We start from the raw sequence: 17,344 nt of genomic DNA on the forward strand, positions 1-17,344 counted from the left end.
AAGCCTCCATCTCCATAACGAAGCGGGGCTTTCCATTCTATTGACCTTCAGATTCAGTTTTTCTCTTTTTCAGCTGCTTCTTTTTCTTCTTTGACAACAGCTTTTCTGGACAAGTTGACACGTCCTTGGTTATCGATTTCAGTTACTTTTACGAACAAGACATCATCCATTTTCAAGACGTCTTCAACCGCTTTTGTCCGCTCTTCTGCAATTTCTGAAATATGGAGTAGTCCATCTTTACCTGGGAATAGTTCAAGGAAAGCACCGAATTTTTCAATGCGTTTCACTTTCGCCATGTAATATTCGCCGACTTTTGCTTCACGCACGATATTTTCAATCATCGCTTTCGCTTTGTCGTTCATATCATTATTTGGTGAAGAGATATAAATCGTACCGTCTTGCTCTGTATCAATTTTAACATTTGTCTCTTCAATAATTTTGTTAATGACTTTTCCGCCAGGTCCAATAACATCGCGGATCTTGTCTGGGTTAATTTTGATCATAATGATCTTCGGAGCAAATTCCGACAACTCTGTACGTGGTGTACTGATTGCTGTCATCATATGATTCAAGATTTTCAAACGACCTACTTTAGCTTGCGCCAACGCCTCTTCTAAAATTTGTCGAGAAAGTCCTTCGATTTTAATATCCATTTGAAGAGCAGTAATGCCGTGTTCAGTTCCCGCTACTTTGAAATCCATATCACCAAGATGATCTTCCATCCCTTGAATATCGGAAAGAACAGAGTAGTTGTCCCCTTTTTTCACAAGACCCATTGCAATACCTGCAACCGGTGCTTTTAGTGGTACACCTGCATCCATCATCGCCATTGTCGACGCACAAATCGAAGCCTGTGAAGATGAACCATTTGATTCTAGTACTTCTGCAACAAGACGCATTGTGTACGGGAAATCTGTTTCACTTGGCAGGACAGCTGTCAACGCACGTTCTCCAAGCGCTCCGTGACCGATTTCACGACGACCCGGTCCACGAATCGGTCCTGTTTCCCCGACACTGAAGTTCGGGAAATTATAATGGTGCATGAAACGTTTTGATTCTTCAATACCAAGACCATCGATGATTTGTACTTCACCCAATGCTCCTAGTGTACAAACACTTAGTGCTTGGGTTTGTCCACGCGTAAAGAGACCTGAACCGTGTGTACGTGGCAAAATACCAACTTCAGAAGCAAGTGGACGAATTTCATCCAAACCGCGGCCATCTGGACGGATTTTTTCATCTGTAATCAAACGACGTACTTCTTCTTTGACAAGATGCTCCAAGATATTTTTCACTTGTTTCATCGTTGCTTCGTCAGCTTCTTCTGCCTCGTAGCGCTCAATTACTTCATTACGTACGGCATTGATCGCTTCTTCACGTGCGTGCTTTTCTTGTGTTTGGATTGCACTCACAAGGTCCGCTTCACAGCTATTTTTAATATCAGCTAAAATTGTTTCATCCAATTGGAACAATGGAATATCAAGTTTTGCTTTACCAATTTCTGCAACAATTTTCTCTTGGAATTCGATTAGCTTAATGATTTCCTCATGTCCAAACATAATTGCTTCAAGAACAACGTCCTCTGCAATTTCTTTCGCGCCCGCTTCAACCATGTTAATCGCATCTTTAGTTCCTGCTACTACAAGGTCCAGGTCACTCTTGTCCAATTGTGCAGGTGTTGGGTTGACGATGAATTTCCCGTCGATACGTCCAACTTGAACACCCGCAATCGGTCCTTCAAATGGGATATCAGATACAGACAATGCTAGTGAAGAGCCGAGCATTGCAGCCATCTCAGATGAGCAGTCCTGATCTACTGACATCACAAGTGAAATTACCTGAACGTCATTACGGAAACCTTCCGCGAATAAAGGGCGGATTGGACGGTCAATTAGGCGGCTTGTTAAAACAGCCTTATCAGATGGACGACCTTCACGTTTAAGGAAGCCCCCTGGGATTTTCCCAACTGCATACATACGCTCTTCATAGTTCACCGTAAGTGGGAAGAAATCTAACCCTCGTGAATTTTTGGAAGTTGTTGCTGTTGAAAGTACTGTTGTATCTCCGTAACGAACGAGTACTGCTCCGTTCGCTTGTTTCGCAAGTTGCCCCGTTTCAATCGTTAACGGTCGACCTGCCCAATCAAATGTGTAGACTTTTTTCTCTGTCATTATAGAACTCCTCTCCATATTCCAGCCTGAACTGTATACGTTATATGTATTAATAGTAGTGTAAGTGATAGCGCTCAGTGAACACAAGTTTAACGTCATTCAGCAGAGCCTCTGCTGAATAAGGAGGAATGAAGTTCAATTCCTCCCTGTTAAAGCCTCCGGCGGATGCCACAGATTTTGAAAGGAATCGGGGAAGGCAGTCTAAGTTCGCGACATCCTGTCGCAACGACTGCATGACCTGCATCACGCAGGCCCCAAGCTCAATTCAAAATCTTGGGCACAATCCCGCCAAGGCGTGAATGATCCATCATTAACCGACACCATGGCACATTTGTATAGTATACCACTTTTTAATGGATTCTAATATAGATTGGGGAGAAATATTGGGGTTTTGGTTTTTTTATGAGAAATCAAGAAAAAAGTAAGCCATTAAAAACACAAAAAAGCGAGCACAAGGCTCGCTTTTCGGGTTGTCTTATTAACGATTAACGGCGTAGGCCAAGTTTAGCAATAAGATCACGGTAACGTTGTACTTCTGTTTCACGTAGGAATTTAAGAAGACTACGACGAGTACCAATCATTTTCATAAGTCCACGACGTGAGTGGTGGTCTTTCTTATGAGTTCTAAGGTGCTCTGTTAAGTTATTGATCTCTTCTGTAAGGACAGCGATCTGAACATCTGCAGATCCAGTGTCAGTATCGTGAATTTTGAATTCGTTGATCAATTCGTGTTTACGTTCTTGTGTAATAGCCATCCTTTTCACCTCCAAATAATAAAATATCCCCGGTTCCCGAGCAAACGTTGGTGATTCGTATTGCCAAGGAATGGTTCGTGCACATCAGCACTCACTTATAATACCATGACTATTTTTGAATTGCAACAATCACTCTTGCGCTAATCAATTACGCCTCGGCGTAATTGCGTCCAAATTTTGAATTGTGCCCACAGGACGTGGGTATGCAGTCGTTGCGAATCGAACTGCGAAGTGTTCGATTTGCCGTATTTCTGCGTTCTTTGCGGAAATTAAGGCACTCTTTTGGGAGTCGCGAACTTAGACTGCCTGCAATTAACTCCCTTCAAAATTTGTGACATCCGCCGGAGGCTTACTTAAACCAGCAGGATCTTCTGCTGGTTTAAGTACTACCCTTGCTTGTTGTTTATCTATGACCATTTGTTCAATCAATGCATTTACCGACTCAAACTTCTCTTCTGGTCGCAAATATTTAATCCAATCAACGGCTACTTCTTTATCATATAAATCGCCATCAAAGTCGAGGACATTCACTTCCACTATAGGTGGGATTCCCGATTCATGGAAGGTTGGCTTTACACCGACACTACAGACGCCATTACGCATGATACCATCTGCTGTAAAGCGCACGGCATAGACACCATTGGCAGGCAACACCGTATTATTCTTCGGAGAAACGTTTGCTGTTGGAAAACCAAGCAGTCTCCCACGCTTTTCACCATGGACAACGATGCCAACTGTTCGGAACGGCCTGCCGAGCAGCACTGCTGTTTCTTCGACGTCGCCCTTTGCTAGTAACTGACGAATGCGGGTCGAAGAAACTTTTTCATCATGATCAGTCACTTTGTCAATAACTGTCGTGCCAAAAGCACCGTCTGCCAACGCTGCCATCTGCTCCATCGTGCCAGCACCCTTTGAACCAAACGTATAATCAAACCCAGCCGTTACATGCTTAATCGGAAGCCCTTTCATGAATATATCCACAAATTGCTTTGGCGAAAGTGAAGCAAGGTCCCAATCAAATGTCACGATAAATAATGCATCAATCTCCATTGATTCAAGTAATCGCGCTTTCTCAGGGTATTGTGTAATATAACCTACCTTTTTGTCGCCATCACCGAACAAATGCGATGGATGCGGGTCGAATGTCATTACAGCTGAACGAATACCGAGTTCTACTGCTTTCTTTTTTGCTTCAGCAATCACAGTTTGATGCCCTTTATGTAAACCATCAAAAAAACCAATTGCCAGCGAGTACTGGTCAGTACTGTCTATCTTCATCGTTTCCGGATAATGCAATTTGTAAATATCCATTTGTGTTCCCCCTTACATGTTCAAAGGAAACATCTTTTCAGGCTTCATAAGACCCGGCTTGGAAGGATGTCTCTTGTATACGGCAATTGCCCTGCCATCCGTCGTAAAGAGAACTGATTCATCACTTTGTAGCGAAGGATGCTCTGGCAATACTTGGCCGTTCATTACTTTGTCATAAAGCCCCTCACTGATTTCTACACTCGGAAAGTCAGTTAATGCATCTTCAAGCGGGCGCAGTATCGTTGTGATGTCGCCAGCTTCTTGCAGTTCCCTTACTTGATCCAACGTGCGGCAATCAGCTTGTCTGTATGTCCCGGAAGCCGTCCTGACGAGTGACGCCATATGCGCGGGATAACCAAGAAGCTCGCCTATCTGCACCGCCAGCGTCCGGATATACGTCCCTTTGCCGCAAGCAACTCGGATACGGAATTGAACTTCTGTCCCTTCATACGATTGTACAGGGTCAAGCAGTTCGATGTCATGAATCATGACTTTACGCTCCGGACGTTCGACTTCAATTCCTTTGCGTGCATATTCATAAAGTTTACGACCATTTACTTTCACAGCAGAATACATCGGCGGAATTTGAATAATTTCACCCGTCAATTGAGTGAGCGCCTCTTCAATTTGGCTACGTGAAATTTGTTTTGCCGATAAATCAGAAGCAACCACTTCGCCATCTGCATCTTCGGTTTCAGTTGCCGTTCCAATCGACACAACTGCAACATACTCTTTACCTGAATCCGTCACATACTCTGCCACTTTCGTTGCTTGTCCAATACAAATGGGTAACACACCTTCTACACTTGGATCGAGCGTGCCCGTATGGCCTACTTTTTTTGTGCCTAAAATTTTTCGCAGTTTGAAGACACAATCATGTGAGGTCATGCCTTTTTCTTTCCAGAGGGGTAATATTCCGTTCATGCAACGACCTCCTTTTTATCTTTATTCAGCAGTAGACCCCCACCCCTACAGGTGGAGATATGAATACAGTTTTATTTCCTGTTCAGCGGATGTTCTAACCCTCGCTAAACAAAGATAAAGCCTCCGGCGGATGTCACAGATTTTTAGGGGAGCTTTAAGAAGGCAGTCTAAGTGCGCGACGTCCAAAAGAGTGCCTTAATTTCCGCAAAGAACGCAGAAATACGGCAAATCGAACACTTCGCAGTTCGATTCGCAACGACTGCATGACCTACTTCCAGTAGGCCCCAAGCCCGAAAAAATCTGGACGCAATTACGCCGAGGCGTAATTGATATGTAAATAGAGGAAGCCGGAAAGTCCTTGTGGACACCGACTTCCTCCGTTTTGTTATCAGCTAAATTTCTTCTTAGTCTTCCTGTCCGTCTTTCACTTGTCTTAGAAGTGAATCAATTCGATTACCGTATGCAACGGATTCATCGAACTCGAACATGATCTCAGGTGTTATGCGGAGTCTGATTCGCCGACCAATTTCTGTGCGAATAAAACCTTTCGCCTTGTTGAGCCCTTTAAGCGTATCTTCTTTTTCCGATTCTTTCCCAAGAACAGAAATGTAGATCGTTGCTTGTTGAAGATCACCAGTCACCTCGACATCAGTTACAGTCATAAAACCAATTCGCGGATCTTTCACTTTGTTACCGATGATATCGCCAAGTTCTTTTTTCATCTGTTCTGCGACACGGTTAGCACGCATTGACATGGATGGTCACCCCGATTCCGTATCAGTAATAGTCGAGCGTCATCTCGGACATTTCCCATTCTGGATTTGACTCCAGAAATCGGATTGCCCTTCTGACTTCACGCTCTGCTGCATCTTTTGATGAAGCGACGGCAACGACTGCGATAGTCGTCCGTTGCCATAAATCTTGATGATCAATTTCCGCGATGGAGACGTTGTAGGCATTTTTCACCCGGTCCGTCATCCGTTTCAAGACGGCCCGCTTGTCTTTCAAAGAGGCCGCTTCTGAGATGAAGAAACAACATTCCGCGTAGACAATCATACTCGTTTAATTTCTTCCATAACATAAGCTTCGATAATGTCACCTTCATGAATATCATCGAATTTTTTAATGGTAATCCCACATTCATAGCCTTTTGCAACTTCTTTTGCATCGTCTTTGAAGCGTTTCAATGTATCTAATTCACCTTCGAAGATGACGATATTATCACGTAAGATGCGGACGCTTGAATCACGAGTGATTTTACCTTCTGTTACATAGCTTCCCGCAATCGTACCGATTTTAGACACTTTAATTGTCGCGCGTACTTCAGCTTGACCGATGACTTTTTCTTCAAATTCAGGATCAAGCATACCTTTCATCGCCAATTCGATTTCTTCGATCACTTTATAAATGACGCGATGTAGTCTAATATCAACGCCTTCTTCGTCTGCCGCACGCTTCGCGTTAGTATCTGGACGAACGTTGAAACCAATAACAATGGCATTCGAAGCCGAAGCAAGAGAAATATCGGATTCATTGATCGCACCTGCACCCGTATGGATGATTTTCACGTTAACGCCTTCTACTTCGATTTTCATCAATGAGGCTGCCATCGCTTCAACCGTACCTTGTACGTCTGCTTTTACAATCAAGTTCAATTCTTTCATTTCGCCTTGTTTCATCTGATCAAACAGGTTATCAAGCGTGATACGCGTTTTCTCAACACGTTGCTCTTGCTGCGCTTCACTCGCTCTTGATTCACCGATTTGACGAGCAGTTTTCTCATCTTCAAAGACAACAAAACGGTCACCCGCTTGTGGTACATCACTTAAACCAGTGATTTCAACTGGCGTTGATGGACCTGCTTCTTTGACACGACGCCCAACATCATTAATCATCGCACGTACGCGTCCAAATGTGTTACCGACAACGATTGGATCGCCTACATGAAGTGTTCCATCTTGTACAAGAAGTGTTGCCACTGAACCACGACCGCGATCCAATTGTGCTTCAATAACTGTTCCACGTGCACGAATGTTTGGATCAGCCTTCAACTCGCCTACTTCTGCAACTAACAGAACCATTTCAAGCAACTGGTCAATTCCTTCACCATTCAATGCAGAAATAGGTACGAAGATTGCATCGCCGCCCCATGCCTCTGCTACAAGTCCATGCTCCGTCAATTCTTGCATAACACGATCAGGGTTTGCTGATGGTTTATCCATTTTATTGACCGCAACAATGATTGGAACTTCTGCCGCTTTGGCGTGGTTGATTGCTTCAATTGTTTGTGGCATAACGCCATCGTCTGCTGCCACAACAAGAATCGTAAGGTCCGTCACTTTCGCTCCACGTGCACGCATTGTCGTAAACGCTGCGTGACCTGGTGTATCTAGGAATGTGATTTTTTTACCTTTTTCTTGAATTTGGTAAGCACCGATATGCTGGGTAATCCCGCCCGCTTCACCTTGTGTTACTTTTGTATTTCGAATCGAGTCGAGAAGCGTTGTTTTCCCGTGGTCAACGTGACCCATGATTGTCACAACTGCCGGACGTTCGACTGGTTCAGATACAACCTCTTCAGATTCTTCGAAATAAATTTCAAGATCCGTTACATCGACGCGAATTTCTTCTTCTACTTCCACTTCATAATCCGTACAGATAAGTTCAATTGCGTCCTTATCTAATTCTTGGTTGATTGTCGCCATGATGCCCAACATGAACAATTTTTTGATGATTTCAGATGGCTCACGGTGTAGCTTCTGTCCAAGTTCAGCTACGGACAATGATTCGTAGAATGTAATTTTTTCTGGTAATGGCAATTCTACTTTGGGTTGTGGAGCCGGACGATATCTTCTGCGTCCTTGGTTAATACCCCGTGCTGGTGGACGTCCACCGCGTGCGCCACCGCCTCCTGAACGACCTGGACCGCCACCTTGTGCTGGACGGTTACCCGCTGGTGCTGCTCCTTGTGCTGGACGGTTTTGACCACCTTGCACTGGACGATTACCGCCTTGTGTTCCTTGTGCCGGACGGTTTTGACCACCTTGCGCTGGACGATTACCGCCTTGCGTTCCTTGTGCCGGGCGGTTTTGACCGCCTTGTGCTGGGCGATTGCCGCCTTGTGTTCCTTGTGCCGGACGGTTTTGACCGCCTTGTGCTGGGCGATTACCACCTTGTGTTCCTTGTGCCGGACGGTTTTGACCACTTTGCGCTGGACGATTGCCGCCTTGCTGTGGATTCTTTTGACCTACATTTGGTGTACTAGCAGGACGTGCCGATGTTGACGCGCCTTTCGTGCTAGTATTTTTTGATTCTGTTTTTGGTGCTTGCTGATTATTTTTATTGCCACCAAATTTACTATCAAGCTTCGTAATCGCTTCTTTATCAATCGTTGACATATGGTTCGCTACATTCACATTAATCTTCCCAAGCTCATCGATAACTTCTTTACTCGACCGATTCACTTTTTTCGCGTATTCGTGTACACGTATTTTCGTCATTAGCCCACCCCCGGTTATATTCGTTGAGGAGCCCGGACAGTTTGCGTGCAAACCCTGCGTCCGTTAGCGCAAGTACAACTCGCGACTCTTTTCCGATTGCATGCCCGAGATCATCGCGACTCCCAAAAGCATGCTTCTCAACGTTGTAATACATACATTTATCAGTTAACTTTTTCATGGTATTGTTAGATGCATCTTCGGCAACAATAACAAGATGCGCAGTCCCATTACGAACTTCCCGGACGACTAGTTCTTCGCCCGTGATAATCATCCTTGCACGCGCCGCCATACCAAGCAGTTGAAAAATCTTTTTTGAATCATTCATTTCAGTGCCTCCCGGCGAATTGCATGAAGAAGGTCATCATACACTTGTTCAGGTACAGCCGTTCCAAGTTGACTTTCAATCGATCGGTTCCGACGTGCTGCCTCAACTGCTTCTTCGGATTTTGACACATATGTCCCACGGCCGGATTTTTTGCCTGTGAGATCCACTGAAACTTCTCCTTCTTTCGGGCGAACGATACGGATCATTTCCTTTTTAGGAAACATTTCGCCCGTTGCAGCACATTTACGCAAAGGAACTTTTTTCATGTTTGCCATGTGTGGTCATCCTTTCTTCTCAGTCCTCGTCATCCGAATACAGATCGATGGATGTGTTGTCCAACTCATCTTTTGGTTCTTCTTCAACGAAATAGGGATCATTATCGTTTGCAGACTCCTCTAACCCAGCTTCAACGCCTGATTCATCGAAAGTAGGTGGATAGATACCTAGTTCACGTGCATCCGTTTCACTTTTGATGTCTATCTTCCAGCCTGTTAGTTTAGCCGCAAGCCTTGCATTCTGTCCACGTTTCCCAATGGCAAGCGACAATTGGTAATCAGGTACAACAACTCTTGTCGATCTTTCTTCTTCATTGACTTGAACATCGATGACTTTCGAAGGACTTAGAGCATTGGCCACAAAAATAGCTGGATCCTCAGACCATTCAACAATATCGATTTTTTCGCCATTCAATTCATTGGAAATCGTTTGGACACGCGCACCTCTCGCACCTACGCAAGAGCCAACGGGATCCACTTCTTCGTTATTCGTATGAACAGATATTTTTGAACGATCACCCGCTTCACGTGCAATTGATTTGATTTCGACAATGCCTTCAAAAATTTCAGGGACTTCGACTTCAAACAACCTACGGAGCAGTCCTGGATGCGTCCGGGATACGAACACTTGTGGACCGCGTGATGTACGTTCAACTTTTGTAATATATACTTTGATGCGGTCATGTGGCTGAAATGTTTCAGTTGGAATTTGTTCTCCTACCGGTAAAACAGCTTCTACTTTGCCAAGTCCAACATACAAATTGCGAGCGTCCAGACGTTCGATAATACCATTGACAATATCATCTTCTCTGTCGACGTACTCTTCATAGATAATTCCACGCTCCGCTTCTCGTACACGTTGCGTTACGACTTGCTTAGCCGTTTGCGCTGCAATACGACCGAAATCACGTGGTGTCACTTCTTGCTCAACGATATCCGCAAGTTCATAAGCTGGGTTAATCTTTTGTGCATCTTCAAGTGAAATGGACAAACGATCATCCTCAACCTCCTCGACGACATCTTTGCGGGAATAGACTTTCATCGTCCCTTTATCAAGATTCAAATCAACCCGCACGTTTTGCGCTTGATTGAAATTGCGTTTATATGCGGTTACAAGTGCCGCTTCGATCGCTTCTACCAAGACGTCCCGAGAAATTCCTTTTTGCTTTTCAAGGGCTGTCAATGCATCGAGTAGATCACTACTCATGTTAATCACTCCTACATTCAATTATGCGGAAAAATCGATAGCTAGGCGGGCCAGCGCGATTTTTTCCTTGTCGATCACAACAGTCACTTTTCTTGTCTTAATACGCATTTCTACTTCCACAGTATCCGGTCCGTTTGCTAATAAATAACCCTCGAATTCCTTCAACCCATCGATTGGTTCATACGTCTTAATGAATACAAAATGACCAACCGCTTGTACGTAATCCTCTTCCTTCTTCAACGGTCGCTCTGCACCAGGTGAAGATACTTCAAGGAAATAGTTTTGCGTAATTGGATCTGTTCGATCAAGTTCTTCACTCAACTTTTCACTTACTTGAGCGCACTGGTCTATATCGATACCTCCATCAGGAGTATCAATATAGACTCGAAGGAACCAGTCTCTTCCTTCTTTTAGAAACTCAATATCGACAAGCTCCAAATTCAGTTCTTCGACAATCGGACTGACGAGTTTCTCAACTTCTTCTGTAATTTTACTCATCTTATCCCTCCACAAAATCTTAATCAAATACGCCTCGGCGAATTTGTGCCGGAGGCTAACAGGACGTTAGTCACTCAGAGGTTGCCGCAGGACGCGGCAATCTTAGTCTGAGTTCCTCCGTAAAAAAACAGTACAGAACAACAGAAAAGAGCGGGAAATCCCACTCTTTTTGCGCAAGACTATTACAAAAGTTGTTCCCATCATACCATACGTTACAGGAGCACGCAAATAATGTGCTAGAACAAAGACAGTTGATTGGCTTCAGGCATGCCTTCCAAACAGCCAAGTGTCGTCATATATTCCACAACTGTTTTTGAAACACGACCGCGTTGTTGAAGGTCTTCCTTCGATAAAAACTCTCCATCTTTTCTAGCTTCAACTATTGTATTAGCGACGTTTGTCCCAAGGGATGGAATCGAATTGAACGGCGGAATCAGTGTGTCTCCATCAATGAGAAACTTCGTTGCATCCGATTTATACAAGTCTGGCTTGACAATGGAAAAGCCGCGTTCACTCATCTCAAGCGCAATTTCAAGCACCGTCAATAAACTCTTTTCTTTTGGCAATGCATCCAGCCCTTTAGCGTTGATTTCTTTAATTTGTGCACGCATCGATGCTGATCCTTTAGTCATCGTCAGCAAATCATAATCCGTAGCCCGCACAGTGAAATACGTGGCATAGTACAAAATTGGATGATGCACTTTAAAATATGCAATGCGCAACGCCATCAGAACATAGGCAGCCGCGTGCGCCTTTGGGAACATGTATTTAATCTTTTTACAGGATTCGATATACCAGTTCGGCACACTTTGCGCTTTCATTTCCTCTTCAAATTCGGGGGTCAACCCTTTCCCTTTCCGCACAGATTCCATAATTTTAAACGCCATAGACGGATCCAATCCTTGATAAATCAAGTAGACCATAATATCATCACGGCAACCGATAACATCGGACAACTGACAGGTTTTATTTTGAATCAATTCCTGTGCGTTACCGAGCCAAACGTCCGTCCCATGCGATAATCCCGAAATCTGAATAAGCTCTGAAAACGTCGACGGCTTCGTTTCTTCTAACATCTGACGAACGAATCTTGTCCCAAACTCCGGCACACCAAGTGTTCCTGTCTTACAGCCAATCTGTTCCTCTGTTACCCCGAGTGACGATGTGCCACTGAATAATTCCATGACGCCTTTATCATCCGGCGGAATCGTTAATGGATCGATACCCGAAAGGTCTTGCAGCATTTTAATCATCGTTGGATCATCATGCCCTAGAATATCGAGCTTTAATAAGTTATTGTCGATGGAATGGAAATCGAAATGCGTCGTTTTCCAGCTCGAATTCGTATCATCGGCAGGAAACTGAATCGGCGTAAAATCGAATATTTCCATATGATCTGGCACAACGATAATACCGCCGGGGTGTTGTCCGGTATTGCGCTTAACGCCTGAACACCCTTGTACAAGTCGGTCAATTTCAGCCCCACGGAAAGTATAACCATTATCATTCATATAACCACGAACATAACCGTAAGCTGTTTTCTCCGCAACCGTTCCAATCGTCCCCGCCCGATAAACATAATCCTCACCAAACAAATCCTTCGTATAATTATGCGCATGTGCTTGATAATCGCCACTGAAGTTGAGATCGATATCTGGAACTTTATCCCCTTTAAACCCTAAAAATGTCTCAAAAGGAATATCCTGCCCATCTTTTTTAAACTTCGCTGCGCATGAAGGACAATCTTTATCCGGCAAATCATAGCCCGAACTAACAGATCCATCATCGAAAAACTCTGTTGTTTTACATGATGGACACACATAATGTGGCGGCAATGGATTGACTTCCGTAATTTCCATCATCGTCGCAACGAGTGACGAACCAACCGACCCACGCGATCCAACAAGATAGCCATCATCTAACGACCGCTTAACGAGTTTATGCGAAATCAGATAAATAACCGCGAATCCATGCCCGATAATTGACTTCAATTCTTTTTCAATCCGCGCCTCAATAATTTCCGGCAATTGCTCACCATAAATGCGATGGGCCATGGAATAAGTCAATTCTCTTACTTCCTCATCTGCCCCTTGAATTGTCGGCGTATATAAATCGTCCTTGATCGGCTTCACATCACCGATTCTTTCCAATATAGCATGCGGGTTGTCAATGACGATTTCTTCCGCCACTTGCTCCCCGAGGAATGAAAACTCTGCCAGCATTTCATCCGTTGTCCGAAAATGGACAGCTGGTAGCGTATAGCGGTTCATGGGATTGGCTCCGCCCTGCGAACGAACAAGGACGTTACGGAAAGTCGCATCTGTTTCATCAATATAATGGACATTTCCAGTCGCACAAACAGGTAGCCCAACCTTTTTCCCAAGCTTGACCATCTTGCGCATAATATCTTCCAAATTCCATTCATCCCGAATTAATTCAAGCTCCAGTAGATGGGAGTATACAGGCTTCGGATGAATCTCCAAGTAATCATAAAACTTTGCAATTTCCTCAACCTCATCCAAAGACTTTTGCATGAGTCCTTCAAATACTTCACCTTTATCACAGCCTGAACCAACGAGTAGACCTTTTCGATGCTTAACAAGCAACGAACGCGGAATACGTGGAACGCGGTAAAAGTAATCCATATGCGAATAGGACACGAGTTTGAAAATATTTTTCAATCCCTCATCATCCACTGCAAGCAACGTACAATGCGATGGTCGTGAACGCTTATAGGCATCGCTTTCCCCGATACGTTGGTTGAAGTCGTCCAGGTAAACAATCCCTTTTTCTTCTGACTCTTTTAGTAATCGCAAGAACAGATGAGCCGTTGCTTCCGTATCATAAATCGCCCGGTGATGCTGCGTAAGTTCGATATTATACTTTTTCGCCAACGTATTCAGCCGGTGATTTCTCATTTCTGGATGAATGTAGCGAGCCAGTTCCAGCGTATCAATAACAGGGTAAGCAATAGCCGGTAAGCCAGCCTTCTTTGAGGCTTCGTAAAAGAACCCCATATCGAATTTCGCATTATGAGCAACCAAAATCGAATCGCCGATGAAGTCACTGAAATCTTTCACAACGTCCGCTACTTCAGGCGCATCCTTCACCATATCATCCGTAATACCCGTCAGTTCTGTCGTCGTATTCGACAGCGGATGATGCGGATTCGCAAAGCGTTCGAAGGTCTCGACAATTTCACCATTTCTTAAGCGCACTGCAGCAAGTTCGATAATCGTATCGTAAACCGCTGAAAGGCCCGTTGTCTCCACGTCAAAGACGACATAACTGTCACCCTCAAGCTTACGATGTTGTTCATCAAAAACAATCGGCACACCATCATCGACTAAGTTAGCTTCCAGACCAAAAATCACTTTAACGCCTTGCTTCTTACCTTCAGCATAAGCCTCTGGGTATGACTGGACGTTAGCATGATCCGTAATCGCAATGGCAGGATGCCCCCATTTCGCCGCCTGTCCAACGAGTTTCGATGCCGATACAACTGCATCCATCTGACTCATGGTCGTATGCGCATGTAGTTCAATCCGTTTTCGGTCCTTTGGTGCTTTGTCTTGGCGGATAATCGGTGATATTTCCATGACATCTTGCGCCATCATAATGAGGTCCCGAACGAAAGTATCGTTCTGAATGCCACCACGTGCGCGAACCCAAGCCCCTTTTTTCAACATCTTCATCATTTCTGCATCTTCATTATCACGCGAGAACATTTTCACTAAAATGGAATCGGTATAATCCGTCACTTTAATCGTTAGCAATGATCGACCACTGCGTAATTCGCGCACCTCCGTATCAAACACATAGCCCTCAATCGTCACGCGACGTTCCTCATCTTGAATATGTTGGATATCCATAATAGGCTCATCCTGTTTGATAGCTGTACCAAGGCGAAACGGACCGGATACAGTGGCGCCACTTTCCTTCATAGACGTTTCTCGTTGCATCATATCTGCAAGTGCTTTTTGACCGAGCGCTTCTTCTTCCGCATCCCGCTGCGCAATAAATGATGCTAGTCGAGCAGCTTCCACACCACTATCTTCCTCTGATAATTTGAAATCGACAAACGGTCGTGCAAAACCGAACGAACGATAGATATTCGCAATTAAATCAGCATATTTGCCTCTCAAGGTTTGTAGTTCTATATCATTTGTACAATGAAGCATTAGCTTGCCGCCTGTCATCACCGGTCGTTGGCTCATTAGCCGTTCACGAATGGGCGGCGACATATCACTCAACTCTTCGATGATGAACGGCCAGTAGTCAGTCAGCATTGTTTCATCTACTTCAGTCGAGCGGCAAGTCATCTCTAACCGCACCGTCGCAATAGCGGAAAAAGCCTCGTTGACGCGCTTGCTAAACTCTCGATAGACAGCCGCTGGTAACGGCTGCTTTAGCGTTAAATTAAATTGCCAGAGCCTTGATTTTCGGTGGATATTCACCTTGTTCAGTTCGGCCTGTTCAAAGTGGATGGCAAATTGGTCATCCGTCATCCCGATTTGCTGCAACAAAATATACAGCTTGTTAATCGCATCCATAGATCTCACCCCTATTTTTTTCAAATCAATTACGCGGGAGGCCCACTTGCTTCTGCTGAAGCAAGCGGAAAGGGAAGTACCGACAGACGGCCTTCCCTTCCCCATGCATGTTATGCACTAAAAAACCCTTGTAGTTTTTCAGTAATTTCTTCTTTTCGCCATTCAAATGAATCTCCGGATTGTCTAAATTTCACTTCGACAATTCCGTCTACTGCTTTTTTACCAATTGTAATACGAACCGGTAAGCCAATTAAATCCGAATCGGCAAATTTAACACCCGCCCGTTCAGGACGATCATCATAAAGGACATCATAGCGATACGATTTCAAAACCGTATATAACTCCTCCGCCAAGCCTACTTGACTGTCATCCTTAACGTTCACCGTAACCAGATGGACATCGAAAGGCGCAAGCTTCGTTGGCCACTTCAAGCCGTCATCGTCATTGTATTGCTCAGCAACAGCAGCCATAATCCGTGATACACCAATTCCGTAACAGCCCATGATGAACGGCTGTGCTTTCCCGTTATCATCCAAAAATGTCGCCTTCATTGACTCACTATACGTAGTTCCCAATTTGAAAATATGACCCACTTCAATCCCTTTAGCAAATCGAATCGTCCCATTACCATCCGGTGAAGCATCCCCTTCACGGATAAAACGAAGATCTTCATAGCGATCAATCGCAAAATCACGCTCAGGGTTAACATTCGTTAAATGAAAACCATCATCGTTAGCACCACAAACCCCATTGACGATAGAGGCGACCGCATGATCTGCAATCACTTTTAAACCAACTGGCAATTTAACAGGGCCAATTGAGCCAACCTGACACGACAGAAGTGCTAGCACATCTGCTTCATGCGCTAACTCAACAACTGTCGCACCGAGTGCATTTTTCAGCTTGATATCATTGATTTCATGATCGCCACGACTCAGTACGACAATCAACTCTTCATCCGCCTTGAAAATGAGTGTCTTAATCAGGCGCTCCACATCTACTTCAAGGAATGACACAACTTCGTCAATCGTTCGCTGATCAGGTGTTGAGACTTTGGTTACTTCTTTCAACGACGCATCCCGCTTAGCATAGACCACATTCACTTCAGCCATTTCAATATTGGCTGCATAGGAAGAGGAATCACTGTAGGCAATCGTATCTTCACCGATGTCTGACAGCGCCATAAATTCATGCGTCCCTGTCCCACCAATCGATCCGCCATCCGCAATAACCGCACGGAAATCTAACCCAAGCCTTGTAAAAATATTCGTATACGCTTGCATCATATCCATATACTTGTCATGCAAACTGTCTTCTGTCGCATGGAAGGAATATGCATCTTTCATAATGAACTCACGACCGCGCAACAAGCCAAAACGTGGACGTTGCTCATCTCTGAACTTCGTTTGTATTTGGAACATTGTCAGTGGCAATTTTTTATAGGATTTCACTTCATCACGCACGAGGGAAGTAATGACTTCTTCATGTGTTGCGCCAAGTGCAAACTCCCGATTATGCCTATCTTTCAATCTGAATAGCTCAGGACCATACGCACTCCATCTACCCGTCTCCTGCCAAAGCTCCGCCTGTTGCATAGCCGGCATGAACACTTCCACAGCATCAATGGCTTCCATTTCTTCACGTATAATCGTCTCTATTTTCTGAAGCACTTTTTTACCAAGAGGAAGGAAGGAATAAATCCCACTCGTATTTTGTCGTATAAACCCCGCGCGTAACAGCAACTGATGGGATTTAATATCTGCATCAGCAGGTACTTCACGCATTGTAGGGATAAATGTTCGTGATTGTTTCATTAAATTCCCAC

Annotated in this window: 13 protein-coding genes; all 13 read right to left on the reverse strand. The window is 44.5% G+C overall.

The features are described 5' to 3' along the window. Nucleotides 1–53 precede the first annotated feature (53 nt). The 13 genes from pnp to R2B72_RS05640 all read right to left on the reverse strand — a co-directional run bounded on the left by pnp (nt 54) and on the right by R2B72_RS05640 (nt 17,333). Nucleotides 54–2,171: a polyribonucleotide nucleotidyltransferase gene (gene pnp / locus R2B72_RS05580; RefSeq protein WP_318615367.1), complete on the reverse strand. Its 2,118-nt coding sequence runs from the start codon at nt 2,169–2,171 to the stop codon at nt 54–56. A gap of 485 nt (nt 2,172–2,656) precedes the next feature. After that, the gene (rpsO, locus tag R2B72_RS05585) at nt 2,657–2,926 is read right to left on the reverse strand and encodes a 30S ribosomal protein S15 (protein ID WP_318615368.1); all 270 of its coding nucleotides are present in this window, start codon (nt 2,924–2,926) and stop codon (nt 2,657–2,659) included. A gap of 312 nt (nt 2,927–3,238) precedes the next feature. Further along, the gene (locus tag R2B72_RS05590) at nt 3,239–4,237 is read right to left on the reverse strand and encodes a bifunctional riboflavin kinase/FAD synthetase (protein ID WP_318615370.1); all 999 of its coding nucleotides are present in this window, start codon (nt 4,235–4,237) and stop codon (nt 3,239–3,241) included. Nucleotides 4,238–4,249: 12 nt separating this feature from the next. Beyond that, entirely contained in the window at nt 4,250–5,161 is a 912-nt protein-coding gene (truB, locus tag R2B72_RS05595) for a tRNA pseudouridine(55) synthase TruB (protein WP_318615371.1), read from the reverse strand. Nucleotides 5,162–5,565: 404 nt separating this feature from the next. Further along, nucleotides 5,566–5,916 carry a 30S ribosome-binding factor RbfA gene (gene rbfA / locus R2B72_RS05600; RefSeq protein WP_318615372.1) on the reverse strand — a complete coding sequence of 117 codons (351 nt, stop codon included), beginning with the start codon at nt 5,914–5,916 and terminating at the stop codon, nt 5,566–5,568. 22 nt (nt 5,917–5,938) lie between these two features. Beyond that, nucleotides 5,939–6,217, reverse strand: coding sequence for a DUF503 domain-containing protein (locus tag R2B72_RS05605; RefSeq protein WP_318615374.1), 279 nt, complete (start codon nt 6,215–6,217; stop codon nt 5,939–5,941). Beyond that, nucleotides 6,214–8,661 carry a translation initiation factor IF-2 gene (gene infB / locus R2B72_RS05610; RefSeq protein ID WP_318615375.1) on the reverse strand — a complete coding sequence of 816 codons (2,448 nt, stop codon included), beginning with the start codon at nt 8,659–8,661 and terminating at the stop codon, nt 6,214–6,216. Before infB ends, R2B72_RS05605 begins: the two co-directional genes overlap by 4 nt. Continuing rightward, nucleotides 8,609–8,986: a YlxQ family RNA-binding protein gene (locus R2B72_RS05615; RefSeq protein WP_318615376.1), complete on the reverse strand. Its 378-nt coding sequence runs from the start codon at nt 8,984–8,986 to the stop codon at nt 8,609–8,611. The genes infB and R2B72_RS05615 overlap by 53 nt, the downstream gene beginning before the upstream one ends. Then, nucleotides 8,983–9,261 carry an RNase P modulator RnpM gene (gene rnpM, locus R2B72_RS05620; RefSeq protein ID WP_318615377.1) on the reverse strand — a complete coding sequence of 93 codons (279 nt, stop codon included), beginning with the start codon at nt 9,259–9,261 and terminating at the stop codon, nt 8,983–8,985. The genes R2B72_RS05615 and rnpM overlap by 4 nt, the downstream gene beginning before the upstream one ends. Before the next feature lie 19 nt (nt 9,262–9,280). Then, the gene (gene nusA / locus R2B72_RS05625) at nt 9,281–10,468 is read right to left on the reverse strand and encodes a transcription termination factor NusA (RefSeq protein WP_318615378.1); all 1,188 of its coding nucleotides are present in this window, start codon (nt 10,466–10,468) and stop codon (nt 9,281–9,283) included. A gap of 21 nt (nt 10,469–10,489) precedes the next feature. Then, entirely contained in the window at nt 10,490–10,966 is a 477-nt protein-coding gene (rimP, locus tag R2B72_RS05630) for a ribosome maturation factor RimP (RefSeq protein WP_318615381.1), read from the reverse strand. A gap of 236 nt (nt 10,967–11,202) precedes the next feature. Further along, nucleotides 11,203–15,519, reverse strand: coding sequence for a PolC-type DNA polymerase III (locus R2B72_RS05635; protein WP_318615383.1), 4,317 nt, complete (start codon nt 15,517–15,519; stop codon nt 11,203–11,205). Nucleotides 15,520–15,629: 110 nt separating this feature from the next. Continuing rightward, nucleotides 15,630–17,333, reverse strand: a complete 1,704-nt coding sequence (locus R2B72_RS05640) for a proline--tRNA ligase (protein WP_318615384.1) — start codon at nt 17,331–17,333, stop codon at nt 15,630–15,632. Nucleotides 17,334–17,344: the final 11 nt, after the last annotated feature.

This window comes from Sporosarcina sp. YIM B06819 (assembly GCF_033485175.1).
Classification (GTDB): Bacteria; Bacillota; Bacilli; order Bacillales_A; family Planococcaceae; genus Sporosarcina.